Source organism: Streptomyces sp. NPDC053665 (assembly GCF_055585285.1).
In genome coordinates, this window is sequence record NZ_JBVJKK010000005.1 from 522,668 (window position 1) to 547,318 (window position 24,651).

The following is a 24,651-nucleotide window of genomic DNA, read 5'->3' on the forward strand; positions in this document are numbered from 1 at the left end:
CACCGGTCGCGGACGATTCCGCCACGCCACCCGGCCACGGAGTGGCGCCACCCGGCGGCACAGGGCCCGGCGCCCTTCGACGCCACCGGCCTCTTGCAGCCGTTTTTCGGTCCACCCGGGCGTCGGCGGTGCCGGCGGGGTGCCGCAGTGCCGGCGGTGCCGGCCTCAGGCAGTCGCCTCGGGCGGGTCGTCCGACTCCGCTCCGGTCGTCGCGGCCGGGTCGGGCAGTTCCCGCTCGCCTGCCGCGAGCCGGTCGCCGATCTCCCGCAGTCCCGCGAGGTCGTGCACGTCACCCGGCAGCGCCGCCACCTCCGTCACGGCCACCTCGGGGTGGAGCGCGGCGAAGCGGTCACGCGTGCGCTGCTCGCGGGAGAGCAGCTGCATCCGGTCCGCGTGCAGCCTCAGCAGGCCCGCGGTGAGCCGGTCGACGGCCCGCTCGTCCTGCGCGGCGTCCTCGACTGTTCCGCTGTCGTCGCCACCCTCGGTGTTCTCGGCGGGGGAGCCGGGCTCGGGAGCCGGGGCGGCGTCACGTTCTGGGGTTCCGGGCGTGGGAGAGTCTGAACTGTCCTGTGCGTCGGGGGAGTTACGAAGTAGTGCTTTCCCGCCCCCCTGATCCACAATGCGAGCCTCTTCAAGATTTTCCGCGGCGGCGAGCGCCCGCTCGGCCGACAGCCCGTCGGCGCCGCTGCCGTGGACCCGGTTGAGCACCAGCCCGGCGAGCGGCATGTCCTCCGCGGCCAGCCGCTCCACGAAGTAGGCGGCCTCGCGCAACGCGTCCCGCTCCGGGGCCGCGACCACGAGGAACGCAGTACCGGGCGCCTGAAGCAGCTTGTACGTCGCGTCCGCGCGGGTGCGGAAACCGCCGAACGTGGTGTCCATCGCGGAGACGAACGTCTGGACGTCCTTCAGGAGCTGACCGCCGAGCAGCTTGCCCAGGGTGCCGGTCATCATGGACATCCCGACGTTCAGGAACTTCATGCCGGCCCGGCCGCCCAGCTTCGCCGGAGCCGTCAGCAGCCGGATCAGCCGCCCGTCCAGGAACGACCCGAGCCGCTTCGGCGCGTCCAGGAAGTCCAGCGCCGAACGCGAGGGCGGGGTGTCGACGACGATCAGGTCCCACTCGTCCCGGGCGCGCAGCTGCCCGAGCTTCTCCATCGCCATGTACTCCTGCGTGCCCGCGAAGCCCGCCGAGAGCGACTGGTAGAAGGGGTTGTTCAGGATCGCGGCCGCCCGCTCGCGGTCCGCGTGCGCCTCGACGATCTCGTCGAAGGTGCGCTTCATGTCGAGCATCATCGCGTGCAGCTCGCCGCCCGCGGCGTCGTCGATGCCCTTCACCCGGCGCGGGGTGTTGTCCAGGGAGTCGATGCCCATGGACTGGGCCAGCCGGCGGGCCGGGTCGATGGTCAGGACGACGACCTTGCGGCCCCGCTCCGCCGCGCGCAGCCCCAGCGCCGCCGCGGTCGTGGTCTTGCCGACCCCGCCCGAGCCGCAGCAGACCACGATCCGGGTCCGCGGGTCCTCGAGCAGCGGATCGACGTCCAGCGGGCGGGCGGGGGCGAGGCGGTGACGGGCCTGGTCGTGCGTGTGGGCCGGGTCCGGACGACTCATTTCATCCCCTGCTTCCCGCTCGTGACCGACCTCGACCGTGTGCCCCTGGGCCGTGTGCCCCTGGACCGAGCGCCCCTGGACCGTGCGCCGCCGCTCATGACACGCCCTGCTCGCGCAGCTCGCGCGCCAGGGCGTACAGCCCCGCCAGGTCCATGCCCTCGGCGAACAGCGGCAGTTCGTGCAGCGGCAGGCCCAGCTCGGCGAGGACCGCGCGCTGCTCCTGCTCCAGCGTGTACCGCTCGGCGTACTCCCCGGCCTGGGCGAGCAGCGGGTCCACCAGCCGCTCGGCGTGCCCCCCGCGCCGCGCCCCGCCGAGTCCCGCCGACGACAGCGACCGCGCGACGGTGGAACGCGCCACGGCCCCCACGAGTTCCAGGTCGGCCGCGTCCAGCACCTCCGGGCGGACCATGTTGACGATGACCCGGCCCACCGGCAGCCGGGCCGAACGCAGCTCGGCGATGCCGTCCGCGGTCTCCTGGACGGGCATCTCCTCCAGCAGCGTCACCAGGTGCACCGCCGTCTCCGGCGACTTCAGCACCCGCATCACCGCCTGGGCCTGATTGTGTATCGGGCCGATCTTGGCGAGTCCGGCGACCTCGTCGTTGACGTTCAGGAAGCGGGTGATGCGGCCGGTCGGCGGGGCGTCCATGACCACGTAGTCGTAGGTGAAGCGGCCGCTGCGCTCCTTGCGGCGCACCGCCTCGCACGCCTTGCCGGTCAGCAGGACGTCCCGCAGGCCGGGCGCGATGGTGGTGGCGAAGTCGATCGCGCCGAGCTTCTTCAGGGCCCGTCCCGCGCTGCCCAGCTTGTAGAACATCTGGAGGTAGTCCAGCAGGGCCTGTTCGGGGTCGATGGCGAGGGCGTACACCTCCCCGCCCCCGGGAGCGACGGCGATCTTCCGCTCCTCATAAGGCAGCGCTTCCGTTTCGAAGAGCTGCGCGATGCCCTGGCGGCCCTCGACCTCGACGAGAAGCGTCCGCTTCCCTTCCGTGGCGAGGGCCAGCGCTAGGGCAGCGGCCACCGTGGTCTTGCCGGTACCGCCCTTGCCGCTGACGACCTGGAGCCTGCTCACGTATTCGAGCCTAACCAGTCCGCGCCCGCGCTACGCGGCAGGCTGTGGACAACGGGTGGCGGGGGCGCCCCGGGACCGCGGCCCTGGCCCGTCCGGACACGGGCTAAAGTCGGCCGCATGACCAAGTGGGAATACGCAACCGTGCCGCTGCTCGTCCACGCCACGAAGCAGATCCTGGACACCTGGGGCGAGGACGGCTGGGAGCTCGTCCAGGTCGTGCCCGGGCCGAACAACCCCGAGCAGCTCGTGGCCTACCTGAAGCGGGAGAAGCAGTAGTGGGCGCCGTCGAGGCGAAGCTCGCCGAGCTGGGCCTGACCCTGCCCGACGTGGTCCCGCCGCTGGCGGCGTACCAGCCTGCCGTGCAGTCCGGCCCCTACGTCTACACCGCGGGCCAGCTGCCCATGGTGGACGGCAGGCTCCCGGTCACCGGCAAGGTCGGCGCCGAGGTCACCGCGGAGGAGGCCAAGGAGCTGGCACGCACGTGTGCGCTGAACGCCCTGGCCGCCGTCAAGTCCGTCGCCGGCGACCTGGACCGCATCGCGCGCGTGGTGAAGGTCGTCGGGTTCGTGGCCTCCGCCGCGGACTTCACGGGCCAGCCCGCGGTGCTCAACGGCGCGAGCGAGCTGCTCGGCGAGGTCCTCGGCGACAAGGGCGTGCACGCGCGCAGCGCCGTCGGCGTGGCCGTGCTGCCCCTGGACGCCCCGGTCGAGGTCGAGATCCAGGTGGAGCTCGCGTAGCAGCCCGCACCCCTGCGAGCTGCGCGATCCGTACCCGGGGGCCACTCGAACATCCGGCCGTCACGGGATAGCCTCGCGCCCATGGCGAACGGTCAGTGGTACCCCGCGGAGTGGCCGGACCGCATCCGCGCCCTCGCGTCGGGGGCCCTCACTCCGGTGACCCCGAAACGCGCGGCCACCGTCATGCTCCTCAAGGACACGGGCAGCGGCCCCGCCGTCCACATGCTGCGCCGACGCGCCTCCATGGCCTTCGCCGGGGGCGCGTACGCGTACCCGGGCGGCGGTGTGGACCCGCGCGACGACGACCACCAGGTCCGCTGGGCGGGTCCCACGCGCGCGTGGTGGGCCCGGCGGCTCGGCGTCGGCGAGGCGGAGGCCCAGGCGATCGTCTGCGCGGCCGTCCGCGAGACGTACGAGGAGGCGGGCGTGCTGCTCGCCGGTCCGGCGCCCGACGCGGTCGTCGGCGACACCACCGGCGCCGACTGGGAGGCCGACCGCGCCGCCCTGGTCGCCCGGGAGCTGTCGTTCGCGGAGTTCCTCGACCGCCGCGGCCTCGTCCTGCGCTCGGACCTGCTCGGCGCGTGGACCCGCTGGATCACCCCCGAGTTCGAGTCCCGGCGCTACGACACCTGGTTCTTCGTGGCCGCGCTCCCCGAGGGGCAGCGCACGCGCAACGCCTCCACGGAGGCCGACCGCACGGTGTGGATCGCCCCGAGCGACGCGGCGGCCCGGTACGACGACGGCGAGCTGCTGATGATGCCGCCGACGATCGCGACCCTGCGCCAGCTGACGGCGTACGGCACGGCCGCAGAGGCCCTCGCGGCCGCACCCGAGCGCGACCTGACGCCCGTGCTGGCCACCGCGCGCCTGGTGGACGGGGAGATCGTGCTCTCCTGGCCGGGACACGACGAGTTCACCAAGCACGTCCCGACGTCCCCGACCGGTGGAGCCAGCGCATGACGGACGCCGCAGCCCTGCCCGGCCAGCCCCGCGGCGGGGTCCTGTCCGGCCCCGCCACCGCGCGGGCCGTCAACGTCCTGGCGCCCAACGCGTCGGCGATGACCCTGGACGGCACCAACACCTGGATCCTGTCCGAGCCCGGCTCGGACCTGGCCGTCGTGGTCGATCCGGGACCGCTGGACGACGGGCACCTGCGCCGGGTCGTCGCCACGGCCGAGGAGGCGGGCAAGCGCGTCGCCCTCACGCTGCTGACGCACGGCCACCCGGACCACGCGGAGGGCGCGGCCCGCTTCGCCGAACTGACCGGCACCCGCGTGCGGGCCCTCGATCCGGCCCTGCGTCTCGGCGACGAGGGCCTGTCCGCCGGGGACGTGATCACCACCGGCGGTCTCGAGCTGCGGGTCGTGCCGACGCCCGGGCACACCGCCGACTCCCTGTCCTTCCACCTCCCCGCCGACGGGGCGGTCCTGACCGGCGACACCGTCCTCGGCCGCGGCACGACCGTCGTGGCCCACCCCGACGGCCGCCTCGGCGACTACCTGGACTCCCTGCGCCGCCTGAGGTCCCTCACCGTCGACGACGGCGTCCACACGGTGCTGCCGGGCCACGGCCCGGTCCTGGAGGACGCCCAGGGCGCCGTCGAGTACTACCTCGCCCACCGCGCCACGCGCCTCGCCCAGGTGGAGACGGCCGTGGAGGACGGCCACCGCACCCCGTCCGCGGTGGTCGCCCACGTCTACGCGGACGTGGACCGCTCCCTGTGGCCGGCGGCGGAACTGTCCGTCCGCGCCCAGCTGGAGTACCTGGAGGAACACGGCCTCATCCAGCGCCCCGGCTAGGAGCCCCGGGCAGAGCGTCCCCCGGGACGCCCGCACCGCCCGTGACACGACGTCGGGCCCCGTCCCTGCAGGACGGGGCCCGATGACTGCGGCCCGGTGGGTGGGCGCTCAGCGGGAGCGCTTGGCGAGGCGTTCGACGTCCAGGAGGATCACCGCGCGGGCCTCCAGACGCAGCCAGCCGCGCTGCGCGAAGTCCGCCAGCGCCTTGTTGACCGTCTCGCGGGACGCGCCGACCAGCTGGGCCAGCTCCTCCTGCGTGAGGTCGTGCACGACGTGGATGCCCTCCTCGGACTGCACGCCGAACCGGCGGGACAGGTCCAGCAGGGCGCGGGCGACACGGCCCGGGACGTCCGAGAAGACCAGGTCGGACATGGCGTCGTTGGTCTTGCGCAGCCGCCGCGCGACGGCGCGCAGCAGGGCCGTGGCCACCTCGGGGCGGGCGTTCAGCCAGGGCTGGAGGTCGGGGTGGCCGAGGCCGAGCAGCTTCACCTCGGTCAGCGCGGTGGCGGTCGCCGTGCGGGGGCCCGGGTCGAACAGCGACAGCTCGCCGATCAGCTCGCCGGGGCCGACCACGGCCAGCATGTTCTCCCGGCCGTCGGGCGACGTGCGGTGCAGCTTGACCTTGCCCTCCGTGACCACGTAGAGGCGATCACCGGGGTCGCCCTCGTGGAACAGCGAGTCCCCGCGGGCGAGGGTCACCTCACTCATGGAGGCGCGGAGCTCCGCGGCCTGCTCGTCATCGAGCGCCGCGAAGAGCGGATTGCGCCGCAGAACGTCGTCCACGAGTTCTCTCCCTTTCGACCTGCTCAGGGGATCTTGCTCCCCTGCGTACCAGGGGACCGTGGTGCCCATTTTGCCGGACGGTCCAAACAGTGTGATCTGTCACAAGGATGCCGTACACGTGTCCCGGGGTACGCGGCAGGGGTCCAATTGGGCGCCGATCTTCGGGGGCCGGGGCGGGCGACAGTGCCACGCCTTAGGCTGGCCGGGTGTCCAAATCGCCGGTGAGAGCACAGGCCGAGGGGGCTGCGCGGGTGGTTGTACGTCGCGATTCCGCTGTGGGCGAACAGAGCCCCGATGGCGGTAGGAAAACGGCGAAAGCGACAGAGGAGGCGGCGGTGAGGAAGACGGCGGCGGCCTCGGCGGAGACGACGTCCGCGGCGAAGGGAGCGGCGCCCGCGAAGAGGGCGACGCGTACCGCGAAGAAGGAGCAGGCACCGGTGGCGGAGAAGACCTCGGCAGCCAAGAAGGCCCCTGCCAAGAAGGCCCCTGCCAAGAAGGTCCCTGCCAAGACGGCCGGTGCCGGGAAGGCCGCTGCCAAGACCGGTGCCGAGACGGCCGGTGCCGGGAAGGCCGCCGCGAAGAAGACCGCCACGAAGGCCCCTGCCAAGACGGCCGCTGCCGGGAAGACCGCCGCCGTGAAGAAGGCGCCGGCCGCCAAGAAGGTCGCCGTCGCGCCCAAGAAGGCCACCGCCCGGGTCAAGGACACCGCTCCCGCCAGAACGGTCGTCCACCCGCCGGGCGACGAGTCGCGCACGGCCCTGGTCCGCCGCGCCCGCCGTATCAACCGCGAGCTGGCCGAGGTCTACCCGTACGCCCACCCCGAGCTGGACTTCGACAACCCCTTCCAACTCGTCGTCGCCACCGTCCTGTCGGCGCAGACCACGGACCTGCGCGTCAACCAGACCACCCCCGCGCTGTTCGCCAGGTACCCCACCCCGGAGGACCTGGCCGCCGCCAACCCCGAGGAGGTCGAGGAGATCCTGCGCCCGACCGGCTTCTTCCGGGCCAAGACCAAGTCGGTCATAGGGCTGTCGAAGGCCCTGGTGGAGGAGTTCGGCGGGGAGGTGCCCGGCCGACTGGAGGACCTGGTCAAGCTGCCCGGGGTCGGCCGCAAGACGGCGTTCGTCGTGCTCGGCAACGCCTTCGGGCGGCCCGGCATCACCGTCGACACGCACTTCCAGCGGCTGGTGCGCCGCTGGCGGTGGACCGCCGAGACCGACCCGGACAAGATCGAGGCCGCCGTCGGCGCGCTCTTCCCCAAGAGCGACTGGACGGACCTGTCGCACCACGTCATCTGGCACGGCCGCCGGATCTGCCACGCCCGCAAACCGGCCTGCGGCGCCTGCCCGATCGCCCCGCTGTGCCCGGCCTACGGCGAGGGAGAGACGGACCCGGAGAAGGCGAAGAAGCTCCTCAAGTACGAGAAGGGCGGCTTCCCGGGCCAGCGGCTGCGGCCCCCGCAGTCCTACCTGGACGCGGGCGGCACACCGGCGCCGCCGCTGGGGGCCGGATGATTCGCCCGCACCGCCCGTACCGCCGCCCGTACCCCCGCCGGTCCCGCCGGTCCCGCCGGCCCGCGGGCCCGGGCAGCTTGGGGGCGTGCCCGGCCTCCTCACGCGCCGCTGTCCACCCCCACGCGAGCTCCTCGATCGGTGGAACAGGGCCGTCCGCGGAACGATCCGCCGGGCGCCGGGCGTTGGAAGCGGCAGGACGACGGGGGTGGCGATGACGCGGGCGAGTGAGACGCAGGGCGGGCCGGTGACGGTGAGCAAGGAGGACCTGCCCGGCTGGCTGGACCCCGTGGTGCGCGCGGTCGAGACGGTCCGGCCGCAGCAGTTGAGCCGCTTCCTGCCGCCCGAGGACGGCGCGGGACGCCAGTCCGCCGTGCTCATCCTGTTCGGGGAGGGCGAGCGCGGCCCCGAGCTGCTGCTCATGGAGCGGGCCAGCTCCCTGCGCTCGCACGCCGGTCAGCCCTCCTTCCCGGGGGGCGCGCTGGACCCCGAGGACGGCGACCCGGCCGGTGACGGCCCGCTGCGGGCCGCTCTGCGCGAGGCCGAGGAGGAGACCGGCCTCGACCCTTCCGGCGTCCAGCTGTTCGGTGTCCTGCCCCGGCTGTACATCCCGGTCAGCGGCTTCGTCGTCACGCCCGTGCTGGGCTGGTGGAGGGTGCCGAGCCCGGTCGGGGTGGTCGACCCGAACGAGACCGCCCGGGTCTTCACCGTCCCCGTGGCCGATCTCACGGATCCGGCGAACCGGGCCACGGCCGTCCACCCCAGCGGTCACCGAGGTCCGGCATTCATGGTCGAATCGGCCCTCGTCTGGGGCTTCACGGCCGGCATCATCGACCGGCTGATGCACTTCGCGGGCTGGGAGCGGCCCTGGGACCGGGAGAAGCAGGTCCCGCTCGACTGGCGCGCATGACAGGGTGGCCTCCGTGAACGTGCTGGACATCTTGTTGCTGGTCGCCGCCGTGTGGTTCGCGGTCGTGGGATACCGCCAGGGGTTCGTCGTCGGCATCCTGTCGGTGATCGGCTTCCTGGGCGGTGGCCTCGTCGCGGTCTACGTGCTGCCCGTCATCTGGGACGCGATGACGGACAAGGCGGAGGTGAGCACGACCGCCGCCGTCGTCGCGGTCGTCGTGGTCATCGTCTGCGCCTCCGTCGGACAGGCCCTGACCACCCACCTCGGCAACAAGCTGCGCCGGCACATCACCTGGTCCCCGGCCCGGGCGCTGGACGCCACGGGCGGCGCCCTGGTCAACGTCGTGGCGATGCTCCTGGTCGCGTGGCTGATCGGCTCGGCCCTCGCGGGCACCACCCTGCCCACGCTCGGCAAGGAGGTCCGCAGCTCCAAGGTGCTGCTGGGCGTCTCGCAGGCGCTGCCCGACCAGGCGGCCACCTGGTTCGCGGACTTCTCCTCCGTCCTCGCGCAGAACGGCTTCCCGCAGGTCTTCAGCCCGTTCTCCAACGAGCCGATCACCGACGTCCGGCCGCCCGACCCGGCGCTGGCCCACAGCCCGGTGGCCGCCCGCGCCCAGCGCTCCATCGTCAAGGTGATGGGCACGGCCCCCGACTGCGGGAAGGTCCTGGAGGGCACCGGCTTCGTCTTCGCCGACCGCCGGGTCATGACCAACGCGCACGTGGTGGGCGGCGTCGACGAGCCGACCGTGCAGATAGGCGGCGAGGGCCGGAAGTACGACGCCGAGGTCGTGCTCTACGACTGGCGGCGCGACATCGCCGTCCTGGACGTGCCGGACCTGGACGCGCCCGTGCTGCGCTTCACCGACAAGGACGCGACCAGCGGCGACGGCGCCATCGTCGCGGGCTTCCCGGAGAACGGGGCGTACGACGTGCGGGCCGCGCGCGTGCGCGGACGCATCACGGCCAACGGCCCGGACATCTACCACCGCGGCACGGTCCGCCGCGACGTCTACTCCCTGTACGCGACCGTCCGCCAGGGCAACTCCGGCGGCCCGCTGCTCACCCCCGGCGGCAAGGTCTACGGCGTGGTCTTCGCCAAGAGCCTCGACGACGCCGAGACGGGGTACGCGCTCACCGTGGACGAGATCCGCGAGGACATCACCAAGGGGCGCACCGCCGACCAGCAGGTGGACAGCGACAGCTGCGCACTCTAGACGCCCGATGGAACAGCCGGGTTGTCACTCACGCGAGTGACAACTCAGTCACGTGGGTGACGCAGGCGTACGGAGACCCACCGGGCCCGCCGGCGGAGGATGCGCGGGATTCCCACCCGGGGGTCGGCGGTCACCATCTGCGGTGCGCCGCTGCGCCGGTAGGGGTTCGTACCGCTCGCCGAGCGGCGACTGCGGGTTGCGTCACTGTAGTCGTGCGTCCAGCCCATACCCGGACGTGTGCCCCCGCCCCATGGTCCATAACCGCTTCGGCGGCGGCCAATTGGCCTATGCGCCGGGCAAGTGGCCGTTCGTCGGACACGCGTTCAGATCCGCGCGTACCGGGCGCCACCCGGCGGTCACCGGTCGGGTTCGGGATCCCGCAGCCAGTTGATGAGTTCCGCCGAGAACGCGACCGGGTCCTCCTCGTGCGGGAAGTGACCGAGGCCGTCGAACAGGCGCCAGCGGTACGGGGCTTCGACGTACTCCCCGGAGCCGGCCGCGCTGCGCGTGCGCATCACGGGGTCGAGCGAGCCGTGCAGGTGCAGCGTCGGCACCCGCACGGGCCGCTTCATCCGGCGGTTGAACTGGATGCCGTCCGGCCGGGCCAGGGAGCGCACCATCCAGCGGTACGGCTCGACGGCGCAGTGCGCCGCGGAGGGGATGCACAGGGCGCGGCCGTAGTTCTCCAGCGCCTCGTCCTCGGGCGGGCGCGGCCCGGACCAGTCGCGGATCAGCTCCCCGACCAGCGCCCCGTCGTCGGCGGTGAGCTGCCGCTCGGGGATCCAGGGGCGCTGGAACCCCCAGATGTGTGAACCGGCACGGGTCTGCTTGACGTCGCGCAGCATGGCGGCGCGCCAGCGCCGCGGATGGGGCATCGAGGCGACCGCCAGCCGCCGCACCAGCTTGGGGCGCATCGCGGCGGCCGTCCAGGCGAGGTATCCGCCCAGGTCGTGGCCGACCAGCGCGGCGTCGGACTCGCCGAGGGAGCGGATGACGCCGGTGACGTCGAGCGCGAGGTTGGCGGGGTCGTAGCCGCGCGGTGTGCGGTCGCTGCCCCCGACGCCCCGCAGGTCCATGGCCACGGCCCGGAACCCCGCGTCGGCGAGCGCCACCAGCTGGTGCCGCCAGGTCCACCAGAACTGCGGGAACCCGTGCAGCAGCAGCACCAGCGGCCCGTCGCCCAGCTCGGCGATGTGGAAGCGGGCGCCGTTGGCGGCGACGTCGCGGTGGCTCCAGGGGCCGTCCAGGAGGACGGCCGAGGCCGAGGGAGCCGGGGGCGGGGCGGGGTCCGTCATGACGACGAGCGTGCCACAGCCTCGATGGCCTCGGGGACCCGGTCCTTCGGGAGCTCGGGACGCGGGTGCGGCTTGGCGTTCTGCAGGACGACCGCGCTCTCCTTCATCGACGCGGCGACCTTCTGCGGGCCCTTGCTCTTCTTGGCCTTCTTCGCGAAGACCACGCCGATCAGCGCCAGCCCGCCCGCCACCAGCACGTTCGCGGCGAAGGACAGCAGGAAGCAGACGGCGAGGTTCCAGTCCGACCAGGTCCGGATGCCGTACGCCAGCGCGAAGTTCAACATCGGCAGGGAGAACACCAGGACGGCGCCGGCCAGCGAGAAGGCACCGCCACTGGTCGCGCCGCGCTTGACGTCCTGCTTGAGCTGCGCCTTCGCCAGCGCGATCTCGTCGTGCACCAGCGCCGACATGTCCGCTGTCGCCGTGGCGAACAGCTGGCCGATGCTGCGTTCGGCGCCGACCGGGCTGCCGTCGGGTGCGCTCATCGCGGTCTCCCTCTTTCGCGTACGGTCCGATTTCCGCTACTCCTGCCGGACCCGCACACGGTCGTCCGCTGCGTCCGGCCCGACTGCGTACGGTCCCGTCTTTTGTACCGTCTCGTCAGATCATGCCGGACGGTGGTGGTCCTCGCCTGCCCCGCCCGGCACTTCGGCAAGCTCGTGGCGCGCGGCCGCCTTCTCCTGGGCGATCCGGCGGTGCTCGGCGGCCTTGCGCTCGTAGATGTCGGCGAGCCGCAGGTGGTAGGCCGGGTCGTCCTCCTCGTAGACGTCGGGGATGCCGTCGGCGTCCTCGTCGCGGTCCTCGTTCTCGCACAGGCTGCGGTACTTGGCGTTCCGTATCTTCAGCAGCACGGTGGCGAGTGTCGCGGCGACGAGCGACCCGATCAGCACGGCCGCCTTGACCTCGCCGGTCATCGCCTCGTTGTTCTCGAAGGCGAGTTCGCCGATGAGCAGGGAGACGGTGAAGCCGATGCCGGCGAGGCTCGACACGGCGAACACGTCCGCCCAGGCGAGTTCGTCGCTGAGCGAGGCCCGGGTGAAACGGGCCGTCAGCCAGGTGCCGCCGAAGATGCCGAGGGCCTTGCCGACCACCAGGCCGAGGACGACCCCGAGCGTCTCCGGCTGGGTGAACACGTCCGCGAGGGCCCCGCCCGAGACGGAGACGCCCGCGCTGAACAACGCGAACAGCGGCACGGCCAGCCCCGCCGACAGGGGCCGCACGAGGTGTTCGATGTGCTCGCCGGGGGAGACCTCCTCGCCCTCGCGGCGGTGGCAGCGCAGCATCAGGCCCATGGCGACACCGGCGATGGTGGCGTGGACGCCGCTGTTGTACATCAGCGCCCAGATCACTAGCGCGAGCGGCACGTACACGTACCAGCCGCGCACTCCGGTGCGCAGCAGCAGCCAGAATACGGCCAGCCCGGCGACGGCACCGCCGAGCGCGGCGAAGTCGAGGCTGTCGGTGAAGAACACCGCGATGATCAGGATGGCGAAGAGGTCGTCGACCACGGCCAGTGTGAGCAGGAAGGCGCGCAGTGCGCTGGGCAGCGACGTGCCGATGACCGCCAGCACGGCGAGGGCGAAGGCGATGTCCGTGGCGGTCGGCACCGCCCAGCCCGCCAGCGAGCCGCCCCCGCCGAGGTTGGTGAGCGTGTACACGAGCGCGGGTACGGCCATGCCGCACAGCGCGGCGACGACCGGGAGCGCGGCCGCCTTGGGATCGCGCAGATCGCCCGCGACGAGTTCGCGTTTGAGTTCGATGCCGGCGACGAAGAAGAAGACCGCGAGCAGCCCGTCGGCGGCCCAGTGCGCGACCGAGAGATCGAGTCCGAGGGCGGCGGGGCCGAAGTGGAAGTCGGAGACGCTGTCGTAGCTGCCGTGCAGGCCCGGGATGTTCGCCCAGAGCAGCGCGGCGACGGCGGCGACGAGGAGCAGCACGCCGCCCACGGTCTCGGTGCGCAGCGCGTCCGCCACGTAGGTCCGCTCGGGCAGGGACAGCCGGCTGAGGACCTTGCGGGTGGTGGTGGGGCGGGGCGCAGTCACGAGCAGAACCTCCGGGAGGTGGGCAGGACGGAGCACATGCCGACCAGACTTCCCGGCGCACCATGGAGCACTTGTACTTATTAGTTTAGCTAAGGGAGTGGTCGCCCGCATCCCTTGATCTGCGGCGGAGGCGCGCGGAGGGCACCCGGCGTACCGCTCACCGGGTGCCCTCCGCGGCCTGTGCCATGCCCGCGTGCGGTCAGTCCTCGCTGGGCGCCGCCGGCAGCTTGGCCTGGATGAGGTCCATGACCGTGGAGTCCGTCAACGTGGTCACGTCACCCAGCTGGCGGTTCTCGGCGACGTCCCGCAGCAGCCGGCGCATGATCTTGCCGGAGCGCGTCTTGGGCAGCTCGGCCACGGGCAGGATCCGCTTGGGCTTGGCGATCGGGCCGAGGGTGTTGCCGACGTGCGTGCGCAGCTCGCCGACCAGGTCCTCGGTCTCGGCGGCCGTACCGCGCAGGATCACGAACGCGACGATCGCCTGCCCGGTCGTCTCGTCCGCCGCGCCGACCACGGCCGCCTCGGCGACCGAGGGGTGCGACACCAGCGCGGACTCGACCTCGGTGGTGGAGATGTTGTGCCCGGAGACGAGCATGACGTCGTCCACCCGGCCCAGCAGCCAGATGTCGCCGTCGTCGTCCTTCTTGGCGCCGTCACCGGCGAAGTACTTGCCCTCGAAGCGCGACCAGTAGGTGTCGAGGAACCGCTGGTCGTCGCCCCAGATGGTGCGCAGCATCGACGGCCAGGGCTCGGTGAGCACCAGGTAGCCGCCCCCGCCGTTCGGCACCTCGTTGGCCTCGTCGTCGACGACCGTCGCGGAGATGCCGGGCAGTGGCGTCTGCGCCGAGCCGGGCTTGGTCGCGGTGACGCCGGGCAGCGGGGTGATCATCATCGAGCCGGTCTCGGTCTGCCACCAGGTGTCGACGACCGGGGTGCGGTCGCCGCCGATGTTCTTGCGGTACCAGACCCACGCCTCGGGGTTGATCGGCTCGCCCACCGAGCCCAGCACGCGCAGGCTGGACAGGTCGAACTTGGCGGGGATGTCGTCGCCCCACTTCATGAACGTGCGGATCGCGGTCGGCGCGGTGTAGAGGATCGTCACGCCGTACTTCTGGACGATCTCCCAGAAGCGGCCCTGGTGCGGGGTGTCGGGCGTGCCCTCGTACATGACCTGCGTCGCGCCGTTGGCCAGCGGGCCGTAGACGATGTACGAGTGGCCGGTGACCCAGCCGACGTCGGCGGTGCACCAGTAGACGTCGGTCTCCGGCTTGAGGTCGAAGACGGCGTGGTGGGTGTAGGCGGTCTGGGTGAGGTAGCCGCCGGAGGTGTGCAGGATGCCCTTCGGCTTCCCCGTGGTGCCCGAGGTGTAGAGGATGAACAGCGGGTGCTCGGCGTTGAACGCCTGCGGGGCGTGCTCGGCGCTCTGCCGCTCCACGAGCTCGTGCCACCACACGTCGCGGCCCTCGGTGAAGGCGACCTCCTGGCCCGTGCGGCGCACGACCAGGACGTGCTCGACGTTGCCCGCCTTCTCGACGGCCTCGTCCACGGCCGGCTTGAGCGCGGACGGCTTGCCGCGGCGGTAGCCGCCGTCGGAGGTGATGACCACGCGCGCGTCGGCGTCCTGGATGCGGGTGGCGAGGGCGTCGGAGGAGAAGCCGCCGAACACGACCGAGTGCGCGGCGCCGATGCGGGCGCAGGCCAGCATGGCGATCGCCGTCTCGGGGATCATCGGCATGTAGACCGCGACCCGGTCCCCGGCCTGGACACCGAGCTCCAGCAGCGCGTTGGCCGCCTTGGAGACCTCGTCCTTGAGCTCGGCGTAGGTGATGGCGCGGCTGTCGCCGGGCTCGCCCTCGAAGTGGATGGCGACCCGGTCGCCGTGCCCGGCCTCGACGTGCCGGTCGACGCAGTTGTAGGCGACGTTGAGCTCGCCGTCCTTGAACCACTTGGCGAACGGCGGGTTCGACCAGTCGAGGATCTCGGTGAACTCCTTGGCCCAGGTCAGCCGGCGGGCCTGCTCGGCCCAGAAGCCGAGCCTGTCAGCCTTGGCCTGTTCGTACGCCTCCGCGGTGACGTTGGCGTTCGCGGCCAGGTCGGCGGGGGGCGAGAAGCGTCGCTCCTCCTTCAGGAGGTTGGCCAGGCTTTCGTTGCTCACGGCATCTGCCTTTCCCAGGGTGTCCGTTGTGTCCCAAGCCACAGCTCATCAGACCCGGGGGTGCGCTGACAAGGGCCGACCGCCGATTGGTTTAGACCTGTCGACGGTGCTGGTGGCGGTGCTGCCGGGGACCGGGGTCATCCGTACCCACGGACGCCGACCAGGGAAAGTTCACGCGGGGGTTCGCTGCGCGGGTGCCGGGATGCCGGGATGCCGGGGCGCGGGGGCGCGGGGGCGCGGGGGTGCTGGGGTGCGGGGGTGCTGGGGTGCCGGGGCGCGGGGGTGTCGGGGTGTCGGGGTGCCGGAGCGCGGGGACGCGGAGGCGCGGGGTGCAGGGGCGCCGGGCGCGGCGGGGCAGGGCGTGCGGCCGCGCCCGCCATGCGGCCGCACGCCCTGCCCGCTCGACGCGCCGACGGGTTCACGCCGTCACGTCCGCCTCCCGTACGCGGTCGAAGACGCCACCGGCCTCCGTCTCGGTGAGCAGGTACGCCTCCGCCTCGCCCACGTGGAAGTACATGCCCTGCAACTCCAGCGCCCCCTTCTCCAGGGCCCGGGCCACCGACTCGTGTGCGCGCAGATGCTCCAGCTGCTGGACGACGTTGGTCAGGCACAGCTGCTCGACCGCGTCCGCGGGCATCCGGCCGGCCAGTCTGCTCCAGGGCCGGCTGCCGTCGCCCATCCGCTCCAGGCTCGGCATACCGTGCCGCAGCCACCGCTGCAACGGGGTCCGTCCACCGCCGGGCTCGGCACCGAGCAGGGCCTGCATGGCCCCGCATCCCGAGTGCCCGCACACGGTGATGGAGCGCACGCCCAGGACGTCCACGGCGTACTCGATCGCCGCGGCCACCGAGTCGTCGCCGCTCTCCTCGCCCGGGCGGGGGACGAGGTTGCCCACGTTGCGCACCACGAACAGGTCACCCGGGCCACTGGAGGTGATCATCGACGTGACCAGCCGGGAGTCGGCGCAGGTCAGGAAGAGCTGCGAAGGCCGCTGTCCCTCACGCGCCAGCCGGGCCAGCTCGCTGCGCACCAGGGGTGCGGTGTTGCGCTGGAACGCGCTGATGCCGCGCGCCAGTTCGTCCCCGCTGCCCCCACTCTGGCCCATCGCATCCGACGGCGCCGGCTCGGAACCGTCCGTCCTCCCCGACGGGCCCCGCTCGCGCTCCTGGGCGGCGGACTCGGGGCGGTCGCACTGGTGATTGCGCCAGGGCGTCCAGGGCCGGCAGCGGCAGCCGGTGAAGTCCTGGGGCTCGGAGATGCGGATGCCGGGGTGGCGTCCGGTGATCTCCACGCCGCCGCCCTGCGAGGTGTGCGTCTTCTGCCAGTCCTGCAACGTCTCGTACGCGGCGTGGTCCATGAACGACCCGTCCAGCTCGACGACGGCGTCGGCGCCGTGCGGCACGAGGTGCAGGGCGCGGCTGAGCCGCGGCACGGCGAGGAACGTCAACTGACCTCGGACGTGGACGTGATGGACTCCTTCCCTCTCCTCGTGCGTGATGCGGGTGCGGGTGAGGCGGTGCAGGGCGACACCGACGGCCATGGCGATCCCCAGCGCCACGCCCTGGAGGACACCGAGGAGCACCACGCCGAGGGTCGTCACGGCGTAGACCCACACCTCCCGGTGGCGGGTCACCGTGCGGATGTGGTTCAGGGACACCATCTGGATGCCGACGGCCATCACCAGGGCGGCGAGCGAGGCGAGGGGGATGAACTCCAGGATCGGGACCATCAGCAGGGTGGCGAACACCACGAGAACGCCGTGCAGCATCGTGGAGTTCCGGCTCACCGCTCCCGCGTGCACATTCGCCGTACTGCGCACCGCGACACCGGCGATGGGCAGACCGCCGAGCGAGCCGGAGACGATGTTGGCGGCTCCCTGGCCGAGCAGTTCGCGGTCGAGGTCGGAGCGTCCGACCCGGGCGGGCAGGCCCGGGCGGCCGGCCACCAGCTTGTCCACGGCGACCGCGCCGAGCAGCGACTGCACGCTGCACACCAGGGTCGTCGTGAGCACGGCGGCCACCAGGCCCAGGACGGGGCCCTCGGGGAGCCCGGCCAGCGCGTGGTTGCTCCAGGACGGCAGGTCCACCTTGGGCAGGCGCAGGCCCGTGAGCGTGGCGACCGCGGTGGCCCCCGCGACGGCCACGAGCGCGGCCGGGACCTTGCGCAGCACCCGGCCGGCCCGGCCGGGCAGTCTCGGCCAGAGCAGCAGCAGGGTCAGGGTGAGCACGCTCACCGACACCGACGCCGGGCGCATGTCCGCCAACTGTGCGGGCAGGGCACGCAGGTTGTCGGGCACGGAGCTCTGCGGAGTGCCGCCGAGCACGATGTGGAGCTGGGCGACGGCGATGGTGACGCCGATCCCGGCGAGCATGCCGTGCACGATGGCGGGGCTGACGGCGAGGGCGCCCCGGGCCACGCGCAGGCAGCCCAGACCGAGTTGGGCGAGCCCCGCGAGGACGGTGATGGCGCAGGTCGTCCGCCAGCCGTAGCGCTGGATGAGGTCGGCGGTGACGACGGTGAGGCCGGCGGCCGGTCCGCTCACCTGGAGCGCGGACCCGCCGAGCCGGCCGACGACCAGCCCGCCCACGGCGGCGGCGACGAGGCCGGCCTGGAGGGGGGCGCCGGTGGCGAGGGCGATGCCCAGGGACAGGGGCAGGGCGATCAGGAAGACCGCGATCGAGGCCGACACGTCGGCTCCCGCGATCCGGTAGCGGCGAGGGCCGGTGGGCGGCGGACTGTGGGGTGGATGGGTGCGCTCGGTCCGGTTCGGGTCGGCGGCGCGGGTGGGGACGCAGGCTGACATGGGTTCCCGTCTCCTCCGGGGCTGCGCGGTCGCATGACTGGTGTCCCCGCTCCAGCGGGGTCGGTCGCGGCCGTTGGGTCACGGCGTGAATCGGCGGGATGAATCAACGCTCGGTAAACGGATCGTAATGCAGAGTAAAGGCAGGGCATAGACTTTCCGGGCAAATGGGTGAATGCATCATCCGGAAGAGTGGCGTGGATATTTGATCGGCTTGTCGTACTAATTCCTTCTCCGGGTCGTGCGAATTTGGCGGCGCTGTCGGCACCCGAGAGAAGGAAGAAGGTGGGCGGAACATGGCCGCCACCCACAGGATCGCCGCGTGCTCCGTGATCGCCGCGGTCTGCGCCGCATCGCTCGCCGGTTGCGGGACCGGCACCCCCCGGCAAAGCAACCCCGAACCGTCCAAGGCGAAGCCCGCCCAGGCGCCGAAGAGCATGGTCCGCCTGATCGGGGACGGCTCCACCGCCTACACCGGCGCCCAGCCGCACCTGCCCACCCCCGAGCGGCTGCGCCCGGGCCAGAAGCCGCCGCAGTTCGTCGTCTTCTCCTGGGACGGCGCCGGTGAGGACAGCCAGAAGCTGTTCTCGCACTTCCGCAAGGTCGCCAAGGAGAACAAGGCGACCATGACGTACTTCCTGAGCGGCGTGTACATGCTGCCCGAGGAGAAGCGCGACCGGTACCGGCCGCCCCAGCACTCCCCGGGCCGCTCCGACATCGGCTTCAACGACCGCAGCGGTATCGCCGCCACCGCGAAGCAGCTGCGCCTGGCGTGGCTGGAGGGCAACGAGATCGGCACCCACTTCAACGGCCACTTCTGCGGCAGCGGCGGGGGAGTCGGCGAGTGGTCGGTCGACGACTGGAAGGACGAGATCTCCCAGGCCAAGCAGTTCGTGAAGACCTGGAAGACCAGCACCGGCATGAAGGACGCGGCCCCGCTGCCCTTCGACTACGACAAGGAACTGATCGGCGCCCGCACCCCCTGCCTCGAGGGCCAGCACAACTTCATGCGGGCCGCCCGCGACCTGGGCTTCCGCTACGACACCAGCGGCGTCAACGACCAGGTCTGGCCCAAGCGGAAGCAGGGCCTGTGGGACCTGTCCATGCAGCTCGTGCCGTTCCCCGGCCACTCCTTCGAGCAGCTCACCATGGACTACAACTTCATGGTCAACCAGTCGGGCACCAAGACCCAGGGCAACCCCGCCATGCACGACTTCTGGGGCGACCAGATGCGCGACGGCCTCCTCGCGGGTTTCCAGAGGGCGTACGACGGCAACCGCGCGCCCCTGATCATCGGCAACCACTTCGAGTCCTGGAACGGCGGCACCTACATGCGGGCCGTCGAGGAGGTCATCGAGACCGTCTGCACCAAGCAGGAGGTGCGCTGCGTCTCGTTCCGCCAGCTCGCGGACTGGCTGGACGCGCAGGACCCGAAGACGCTGGAGAAGCTGCGCACCCTGAGGGTGGGGGAGGCGCCCAAGGGCGGCTGGGAGGCCTTCCTGTCGAACCGCCCGGCTCCGGCGCCGAAGGGCGTACCGGGCGCCCCGGCGGCCAGGGACTAGTCCGCACGCAGGCCTCACGTAGGCCCTCCGGAGGCTTTCCGTCGCTCCACGCGCGAGTGGAGCGACGGAAGGCCCCCACGCGCGCGTGAAGAAGGCCACTCCGCCGCAGGGTGGGGCCGCGGGATGCGTAGGGTCGTACTCATGAGTACAGCAGGTGCGACCGATCCGCTCGCGGCCCTGGGCACGCTGCCCGGCGTGGCCGATTCCGTGGAGTCCGTGCGCAAGGCCGTGGACCGGGTCTACGGGCACCGGATCATGCGGCGGCGCAGCAACGAGATCACCTCCGAGGCGGCCCTGCGCGGTGCCCGCGGCTCGGCCGCGCTGTCGGGTGCGGACTGGGCCCTGGAGGAGGTGCGCCGCCGGACGGACTTCAGCGGGGACGCCGAGGCGCGCACCGTGGGCGCCGCGCTGCGGCTCACCGCGGAGGCGGGCCAGCTGCTGTCGATCTGGCGGCAGTCACCGCTGCGGGTCCTGGCCCGGCTGCACCTCGTGGCGGCCGCCGAGCAGGCCGACCACGTGGGCCGCCCCCGCCAGGAGGGCGAGCCGGTCGACGAACCCCTGGTCGGCCTGCCCCTGCCCGGCGCCGCCGAGACGCACGGCCGACTGGAGGGACTCGCCGAGCTGATCGTCGCGGGCGGCTCCGCTCCCGCCCTGGTCACGGCGGCCGTGGTGCACGGCGAACTGCTGGCGCTGCGCCCCTTCACCTCGCACAACGGCCTGGTCGCGCGCACCGCCGAGCGGATCGTCCTGGTCGGCAGCGGCCTGGACCCGAAGTCCGTCTGCCCGGCCGAGGTCGGTCACGGCGAACTGGGCCGCGCCGCCTATCTGAAGGCGCTCGACGGCTATGTCTCCGGTACCCCCGAGGGCATGGCCGCATGGATCGCCCACTGCGGCAGGGCGGTCGAACTGGGCGCCCGGGAGTCGACGGCGGTGTGCGAGGCACTGCAGCGCGGAGCCGCGTGACGCCGCGGCCCCTGCCGGAACGTCCGGAACACGAAAATGCGGCGGTACGAGAACTCGTACCGCCGCTGGCATGACCATCGGGTTACCAAGCGTCCTCGATATGTGCCCATCAGGCCGGGGACTTTGCCCGTCACCTGGTGCGGCTGGCCCGTAATCGACGGGTCGACGTCGCGTGGGTGCCCGGTGTTCATGCGCGGTCCGTGGGGCCAAATGCGTGTAAAGGTGATCCTTTCGGATGTCCTTGGTCTCGCGGGCCGTTGAATCCTTTGTACTCCTGACCCGGTGGTAGCGGAAGTCCGGGCCGCAGTTCTTTACTTTTAGGTTCAAACAGGGCGTTCGTGCGGGGCGATCAGGCGGCCGATGCCCGGCGCCGGCTGGCGTACCAGACGAGTCCCGCGGTGGCCGCCGCCGCGCCTATCGCGGCGATCGCGACGAGCGCCGGACGCGGTGGCACCGAGAAGGCGGGCATGCGCTGCTTGAGCCGCACCGGACGGTGGAAGTCCAGGATCGGCCAGCCCCGCGCGAGGGCCTCGCGGCGCAGCGCGCGGTCCGGGTTCACGGCGTAGGGGTGGCCGACGGACTCCAGCATCGGCACATCCGTGGCCGAGTCGCTGTAGGCGTAGCAGCGGCTGAGGTCGTACCCCTCGGACTCGGCCAGCTCCCTGACGGCCTCGGCCTTCGTGGGGCCGTACGCGTAGTACTCCACCTCGCCGGTGAAGCAGCCGTCCTCGCCCACGACCATGCGGGTGGCCACCACCCGGTCGGCACCGAGGAGTTCGCCGATCGGCTCGACCACCTCCGCGCCCGACGTGGACACGATCACCACGTCGCGGCCGGCGGTGTGATGCCCCTCGATGAGGGAGGCGGCCTCGTCGTAGATGATCGGGTCGATCAGGTCGTGCAGTGTCTCGGCGACGATCTCCTTGACCTGCTGGACGTTCCAGCCGCGGCACAGTGCGGACAGGTAGGCGCGCATGCGCTCCATCTGTTCGTGGTCGGCGCCGCCGGCCAGGAAGACGAACTGGGAGTACGCGGTCCGCAAGACGGCCCTGCGGTTGATCAGACCGCCTTGGTAGAACGACTTGCTGAAGGTGAGCGTGCTCGACTTCGCAATGACCGTCTTGTCCAGGTCAAAGAAGGCCGCTGTGCGGGGCAAGGAGTGGTTTTCCACGCCCTTGAGCATAGGGGCAGCCCATTCGGCGTAAGGTGTGGCGCGTGGGTTTGCCTGAGAGGGCTCTCGGGTACACCATGGAGGTCACGGATCGTTCGCGACCGTGCTAACCCGGCCCGACTCCTCCCCCCCCGAGTCGGCCGTGGGGACGACCCCCGCTCTCCCCCCCGGCGGGGGTCGTCGCATGTCCGGGTGGGTTTTTCCTTCCTTCGCGCGGCCTTGACGCCGCCTCGCAGCGGCTGCGGCCGCTCCTTCGGCGCGCCATGGAATCGTCACTGTGTGTAGCCGTCGGACTCCTCTGTGGAAGTCGCACGGAGGGTCTGCGGGCCTCACCGGTTTGGGTGACGGCGATATTCACAACCCCCGGGCCGTCCACAGTTTTTCACCAAGATCCACACGATTTCCGGGATCGCTGCACCGTGATTCCAGCGCACCCCGCTCGCGGCGACTTCCTTGGCCGCCCGGCGATTGCGGGGAGGCGTTTGGCCGGTTTGCGTCGGCCGTTCCGAGGGAGGCCACGTTGCCGGTTCTCCCGGCGTATTGGGAATCGCGGGGCCGCAAGGGCTCCGTGAGCAGTGAAGGGGGATGGAGACCGTGGCCGGAACCGTCACACACGATCCGCCGCCCGCCGCAGGGCGGCAGGGTGGACCGCTGATCGTCACCGAGGACACCGACCTTCTCGACGACCTGCTGCGCCTGTGCGCCGCGGCGGGCGCCACACCCGAGGTGCACCACGGGGTGCCCGAGCGCAGAGGCGGGTGGGAGGCCGCACCGCTCGTCCTCGTGGGCGACGACGCGGCGCGGCGGGTGCGCGGCGCCGCCCGCAGGAAGGGTGTCGTCCTCGTCGGACGGGACCAGGACGACTCGGGGGTGTGGCGGCGGGCCGTCGAGATCGGCGCCGAGCACGTCCTGATGCTGCCCGACGGCGAGCAGTGGCTGGTCGACCGGATCGCCGACGTCGCCGAGGGCGTGGGCCGGCCGGCTCTCACCGTCGGGGTCGTCGGCGGCCGCGGCGGGGCCGGCGCGTCCACACTCGCCTGCGCCCTTGCCGTCACCTCCGCGCGGGAGGGACTGCGCACCCTGCTGGTGGACGCCGATCCGCTGGGTGGCGGACTCGACGTCCTGCTCGGTGGGGAGACGGCCGAGGGGCTGCGCTGGCCGGCGTTCGCGTCCTCACGAGGGCGCGTCGGCGGGGGCGCCCTGGAGGAGTCGCTGCCTGAGCTGCACTCGCTGCGCGTGCTCAGCTGGGACCGGGGCGATCGAATCGCCGTCCCGCCCCCGGCGGTGCGCGCGGTCCTGGCGGCGGCACGCCGGCGGGGCGGCACGGTGGTCGTCGACCTGCCGCGTCGGATCGACGACGGTGTGGCTGAGGTGCTCACCCAGCTCGACATGGGTCTGCTGGTGGTGCCCTCGGAGCTGCGGGCCGTGGCCGCTGCCGGCCGGGTGGCGTCCGCGATCGGCATGGTCCTGCGGGATCTGCGGGTCGCGGTCCGCGGCCCGCACGCGCCGGGGCTCGACGACCGGGAGGTGGCCCGGCTGCTGGGGCTGCCCTTGGCCGGCGAGGTGCCGGTCGAGCCGGGGCTGCTGCGACCGGACGGAGGTGCGGCACCCCCGGGTGCGGCTCCGCGCGGACCGCTCGCCCGGTTCTGCCGGGAGTTCTGGGAGCGGGCGCTCGTCGAGGCGGGTGCGGCATGAGCACGCTGACCGGACCCGAGGGCGCGGAGCTGCTCGACGGCGTACGGCGGTGGCTGGCCGACAGCGGGGCGGAGCCGACCCCCGCACGCGTGGCGCAGGCCCTGCGGGACCAGGGCCGGGTGCTCGGGGACGCCGAGGTCCTGGGGGCTGCGGCCCGGCTGCGGTCCGAACTGGTCGGCAGCGGGCCGCTGGAGCCGCTGCTCGCCGACCCGTCGGTGACCGACGTGCTGGTGTCGGGCCCGGACCGGGTCTGGGTGGACCGGGGCGGCGGGCTGGAGCTGACGCCGGTACGGTTCGCGGACGCCGCGGCCGTGCGGAGGCTGGCCCAGCGCCTGGCCGCCGTGGCGGGCCGCCGGCTGGACGACGCCCGCCCCTGGGCCGACGCCCGGCTGCCCGACGGCACCCGGCTGCACGCCGTGCTGCCACCGGTGGCCGTGGACTGCGCCTGCCTGTCCCTCCGCGTGGTCCGGCCGCGGGCCTTCACCCTCGGGGAACTGGTCGCGGCGGGCACGGTGCCGCCCGGCGGCGACCGGGTCCTGCGCGCCCTGCTCGACGCCCGGCTCTCCTTCCTGGTCAGCGGGGGCACCGGCAGTGGGAAGACGACGCTGCTGAGCGCCCTGCTCGGCCTGGTCGGGCCGGACGAACGGATCGTCCTCGCCGAGGACTCGGCGGAACTGCGACCGGACCACCCCCACGTGGTGCGGCTGGAGACCCGCCCCGCCAACCAGGAGGGCGCGGGCCTGGTCACCCTGGAGGACCTGGTGCGCCAGGCGCTGAGGATGCGGCCCGACCGGCTGGTGGTGGGTGAGGTGCGCGGGCCCGAAGTGGTGCATCTGCTGGCCGCGTTGAACACGGGACACGAGGGCGGCTGCGGAACGGTCCACGCGAACGCCGCCGCCGACGTCCCCGCCCGGCTGGAGGCCCTGGGCACGGCCGCCGGGCTCGACCGGGCCGCCCTGCACAGCCAGGTGGCGGCCGCCCTCTCGGTCGTCCTGCACCTCGCGCGCGACCGCGCCGGGCGGCGGCGCGTCGTCGAGGTGCACGTGCTGGAGCGCGAACCGTCGGGGCTGGTGCGGACCGTGCCGGCGCTGCGGTGGGGAGAGGAGGCATTCGTGCGCGAGGCCGGGTGGGAGCGGCTGCGGGGACTGCTTCGCGGTGAGGGCGCCGGGAGCGGGCCGGCCGGCGGTCGGGCGGTGGGCGGCGGAGGCCGGGCCGGAATCGGGCCGCGGTCCGCCGAGTGGACACGGGGTTCCGGACCACCGGCCGGTGACGGAGCCGGAGTGGAGCCGGGAGCGGTGAACGGGGTGACGGCATGGCGTTCGGGATGACGGGGAC

At 72.6% G+C, this 24,651-nt stretch carries 21 protein-coding genes; 11 read left to right on the top strand and 10 right to left on the bottom strand.

What is annotated here, in order from left to right; genetic code table 11:
* Positions 1–165: 165 nt before the first annotated feature.
* Both bagB and bagA read right to left on the bottom strand, forming a co-directional pair.
* The gene (gene bagB, locus ACZ6ZN_RS22480) at positions 166–1,608 is read right to left on the bottom strand and encodes an ATPase BagB (protein WP_469648753.1); all 1,443 of its coding nucleotides are present in this window, start codon (positions 1,606–1,608) and stop codon (positions 166–168) included.
* A gap of 94 nt (positions 1,609–1,702) precedes the next feature.
* The gene (gene bagA, locus ACZ6ZN_RS22485; protein ID WP_398108899.1) at positions 1,703–2,680 is read right to left on the bottom strand and encodes an ATPase BagA; all 978 of its coding nucleotides are present in this window, start codon (positions 2,678–2,680) and stop codon (positions 1,703–1,705) included.
* 117 nt (positions 2,681–2,797) lie between these two features.
* Here bagA and ACZ6ZN_RS22490 point away from each other — a divergent pair, with 117 nt between their 5' ends.
* The 4 genes from ACZ6ZN_RS22490 (at position 2,798) to ACZ6ZN_RS22505 (ending at position 5,216) form a co-directional block, all read left to right on the top strand.
* On the top strand, positions 2,798–2,956 hold the full coding sequence (locus tag ACZ6ZN_RS22490; protein WP_003991873.1) for a DUF4177 domain-containing protein: 159 nt from the start codon (positions 2,798–2,800) through the stop codon (positions 2,954–2,956).
* The gene (locus ACZ6ZN_RS22495; protein WP_398108898.1) at positions 2,956–3,417 is read left to right on the top strand and encodes a RidA family protein; all 462 of its coding nucleotides are present in this window, start codon (positions 2,956–2,958) and stop codon (positions 3,415–3,417) included. Before ACZ6ZN_RS22490 ends, ACZ6ZN_RS22495 begins: the two co-directional genes overlap by 1 nt.
* A gap of 81 nt (positions 3,418–3,498) precedes the next feature.
* On the top strand, positions 3,499–4,377 hold the full coding sequence (locus ACZ6ZN_RS22500) for an NUDIX hydrolase (protein ID WP_469648756.1): 879 nt from the start codon (positions 3,499–3,501) through the stop codon (positions 4,375–4,377).
* Positions 4,374–5,216, top strand: a complete 843-nt coding sequence (locus ACZ6ZN_RS22505) for an MBL fold metallo-hydrolase (RefSeq protein WP_469648758.1) — start codon at positions 4,374–4,376, stop codon at positions 5,214–5,216. The genes ACZ6ZN_RS22500 and ACZ6ZN_RS22505 overlap by 4 nt, the downstream gene beginning before the upstream one ends.
* A 108-nt stretch (positions 5,217–5,324) precedes the next feature.
* On the opposite strand, the gene ACZ6ZN_RS22510 is transcribed toward ACZ6ZN_RS22505, so the two are convergent.
* Complete coding sequence (locus ACZ6ZN_RS22510) at positions 5,325–5,999, bottom strand: Crp/Fnr family transcriptional regulator (RefSeq protein WP_369198385.1); 675 nt, start codon at positions 5,997–5,999, stop codon at positions 5,325–5,327.
* A gap of 437 nt (positions 6,000–6,436) precedes the next feature.
* On the opposite strand from ACZ6ZN_RS22510, the gene nth reads away from it, so the two are divergent.
* The 3 genes from nth (at position 6,437) to ACZ6ZN_RS22525 (ending at position 9,633) form a co-directional block, all read left to right on the top strand.
* Positions 6,437–7,513 carry an endonuclease III gene (nth, locus tag ACZ6ZN_RS22515; protein WP_469648950.1) on the top strand — a complete coding sequence of 359 codons (1,077 nt, stop codon included), beginning with the start codon at positions 6,437–6,439 and terminating at the stop codon, positions 7,511–7,513.
* 211 nt (positions 7,514–7,724) lie between these two features.
* Positions 7,725–8,420, top strand: coding sequence for an NUDIX hydrolase (locus ACZ6ZN_RS22520; protein WP_398108895.1), 696 nt, complete (start codon positions 7,725–7,727; stop codon positions 8,418–8,420).
* 13 nt (positions 8,421–8,433) lie between these two features.
* Positions 8,434–9,633, top strand: a complete 1,200-nt coding sequence (locus ACZ6ZN_RS22525; RefSeq protein ID WP_469648760.1) for a MarP family serine protease — start codon at positions 8,434–8,436, stop codon at positions 9,631–9,633.
* 44 nt (positions 9,634–9,677) lie between these two features.
* Here the strand turns inward: ACZ6ZN_RS22525 and ACZ6ZN_RS22530 are convergent, their stop codons facing one another.
* The 6 genes from ACZ6ZN_RS22530 to ACZ6ZN_RS22555 all read right to left on the bottom strand — a co-directional run bounded on the left by ACZ6ZN_RS22530 (position 9,678) and on the right by ACZ6ZN_RS22555 (position 17,928).
* On the bottom strand, positions 9,678–9,860 hold the full coding sequence (locus ACZ6ZN_RS22530; RefSeq protein WP_333932212.1) for a hypothetical protein: 183 nt from the start codon (positions 9,858–9,860) through the stop codon (positions 9,678–9,680).
* A gap of 129 nt (positions 9,861–9,989) precedes the next feature.
* Entirely contained in the window at positions 9,990–10,928 is a 939-nt protein-coding gene (locus tag ACZ6ZN_RS22535) for an alpha/beta fold hydrolase (RefSeq protein WP_469648763.1), read from the bottom strand.
* The gene (locus ACZ6ZN_RS22540) at positions 10,925–11,413 is read right to left on the bottom strand and encodes a phage holin family protein (RefSeq protein WP_398108892.1); all 489 of its coding nucleotides are present in this window, start codon (positions 11,411–11,413) and stop codon (positions 10,925–10,927) included. Before ACZ6ZN_RS22540 ends, ACZ6ZN_RS22535 begins: the two co-directional genes overlap by 4 nt.
* Before the next feature lie 120 nt (positions 11,414–11,533).
* Entirely contained in the window at positions 11,534–12,970 is a 1,437-nt protein-coding gene (gene nhaA / locus ACZ6ZN_RS22545; protein WP_469648765.1) for a Na+/H+ antiporter NhaA, read from the bottom strand.
* 199 nt (positions 12,971–13,169) lie between these two features.
* The gene (gene acs / locus ACZ6ZN_RS22550; protein ID WP_451876238.1) at positions 13,170–15,125 is read right to left on the bottom strand and encodes an acetate--CoA ligase; all 1,956 of its coding nucleotides are present in this window, start codon (positions 15,123–15,125) and stop codon (positions 13,170–13,172) included.
* Between the two features lie 418 nt (positions 15,126–15,543).
* Positions 15,544–17,928 carry a bifunctional SulP family inorganic anion transporter/carbonic anhydrase gene (locus ACZ6ZN_RS22555; protein ID WP_469648769.1) on the bottom strand — a complete coding sequence of 795 codons (2,385 nt, stop codon included), beginning with the start codon at positions 17,926–17,928 and terminating at the stop codon, positions 15,544–15,546.
* Positions 17,929–18,221: 293 nt separating this feature from the next.
* Here ACZ6ZN_RS22555 and ACZ6ZN_RS22560 point away from each other — a divergent pair, with 293 nt between their 5' ends.
* Entirely contained in the window at positions 18,222–19,487 is a 1,266-nt protein-coding gene (locus tag ACZ6ZN_RS22560; RefSeq protein WP_469648771.1) for a polysaccharide deacetylase family protein, read from the top strand.
* Between the two features lie 141 nt (positions 19,488–19,628).
* The gene (locus ACZ6ZN_RS22565) at positions 19,629–20,450 is read left to right on the top strand and encodes a Fic family protein (protein ID WP_469648773.1); all 822 of its coding nucleotides are present in this window, start codon (positions 19,629–19,631) and stop codon (positions 20,448–20,450) included.
* A 349-nt stretch (positions 20,451–20,799) separates the two neighbouring features.
* On the opposite strand, the gene ACZ6ZN_RS22570 is transcribed toward ACZ6ZN_RS22565, so the two are convergent.
* Complete coding sequence (locus ACZ6ZN_RS22570) at positions 20,800–21,633, bottom strand: HAD family hydrolase (RefSeq protein WP_451876242.1); 834 nt, start codon at positions 21,631–21,633, stop codon at positions 20,800–20,802.
* Between the two features lie 573 nt (positions 21,634–22,206).
* Between ACZ6ZN_RS22570 and ssd the strand changes: the two genes are divergently transcribed.
* Together ssd and ACZ6ZN_RS22580 are read left to right on the top strand one after the other, a co-directional pair.
* Positions 22,207–23,316, top strand: a complete 1,110-nt coding sequence (ssd, locus tag ACZ6ZN_RS22575) for a septum site-determining protein Ssd (protein ID WP_398108885.1) — start codon at positions 22,207–22,209, stop codon at positions 23,314–23,316.
* On the top strand, positions 23,313–24,644 hold the full coding sequence (locus tag ACZ6ZN_RS22580) for a TadA family conjugal transfer-associated ATPase (protein ID WP_469648778.1): 1,332 nt from the start codon (positions 23,313–23,315) through the stop codon (positions 24,642–24,644). The genes ssd and ACZ6ZN_RS22580 overlap by 4 nt, the downstream gene beginning before the upstream one ends.
* Positions 24,645–24,651 lie beyond the last annotated feature (7 nt).

What these genes read in the sequence shown, in the direction of transcription:
- bagB (WP_469648753.1), bottom strand. Translation starts at nt 1,608, where the DNA reads ATGAGTCGTCCGGACCCGGCCCACACGCACGACCAGGCCCGTCACCGC.
- ACZ6ZN_RS22490 (WP_003991873.1), top strand. Translation starts at nt 2,798, where the DNA reads ATGACCAAGTGGGAATACGCAACCGTGCCGCTGCTCGTCCACGCCACG.
- ACZ6ZN_RS22500 (WP_469648756.1), top strand. Translation starts at nt 3,499, where the DNA reads ATGGCGAACGGTCAGTGGTACCCCGCGGAGTGGCCGGACCGCATCCGC.
- ACZ6ZN_RS22505 (WP_469648758.1), top strand. Translation starts at nt 4,374, where the DNA reads ATGACGGACGCCGCAGCCCTGCCCGGCCAGCCCCGCGGCGGGGTCCTG.
- ACZ6ZN_RS22520 (WP_398108895.1), top strand. Translation starts at nt 7,725, where the DNA reads ATGACGCGGGCGAGTGAGACGCAGGGCGGGCCGGTGACGGTGAGCAAG.
- ACZ6ZN_RS22530 (WP_333932212.1), bottom strand. Translation starts at nt 9,860, where the DNA reads ATGGGCTGGACGCACGACTACAGTGACGCAACCCGCAGTCGCCGCTCG.
- ACZ6ZN_RS22535 (WP_469648763.1), bottom strand. Translation starts at nt 10,928, where the DNA reads ATGACGGACCCCGCCCCGCCCCCGGCTCCCTCGGCCTCGGCCGTCCTC.
- ACZ6ZN_RS22540 (WP_398108892.1), bottom strand. Translation starts at nt 11,413, where the DNA reads ATGAGCGCACCCGACGGCAGCCCGGTCGGCGCCGAACGCAGCATCGGC.
- ACZ6ZN_RS22555 (WP_469648769.1), bottom strand. Translation starts at nt 17,928, where the DNA reads ATGTCAGCCTGCGTCCCCACCCGCGCCGCCGACCCGAACCGGACCGAG.
- ACZ6ZN_RS22560 (WP_469648771.1), top strand. Translation starts at nt 18,222, where the DNA reads ATGGCCGCCACCCACAGGATCGCCGCGTGCTCCGTGATCGCCGCGGTC.
- ACZ6ZN_RS22565 (WP_469648773.1), top strand. Translation starts at nt 19,629, where the DNA reads ATGAGTACAGCAGGTGCGACCGATCCGCTCGCGGCCCTGGGCACGCTG.
- ACZ6ZN_RS22570 (WP_451876242.1), bottom strand. Translation starts at nt 21,633, where the DNA reads ATGCTCAAGGGCGTGGAAAACCACTCCTTGCCCCGCACAGCGGCCTTC.
- ssd (WP_398108885.1), top strand. Translation starts at nt 22,207, where the DNA reads ATGGAGACCGTGGCCGGAACCGTCACACACGATCCGCCGCCCGCCGCA.
- ACZ6ZN_RS22580 (WP_469648778.1), top strand. Translation starts at nt 23,313, where the DNA reads ATGAGCACGCTGACCGGACCCGAGGGCGCGGAGCTGCTCGACGGCGTA.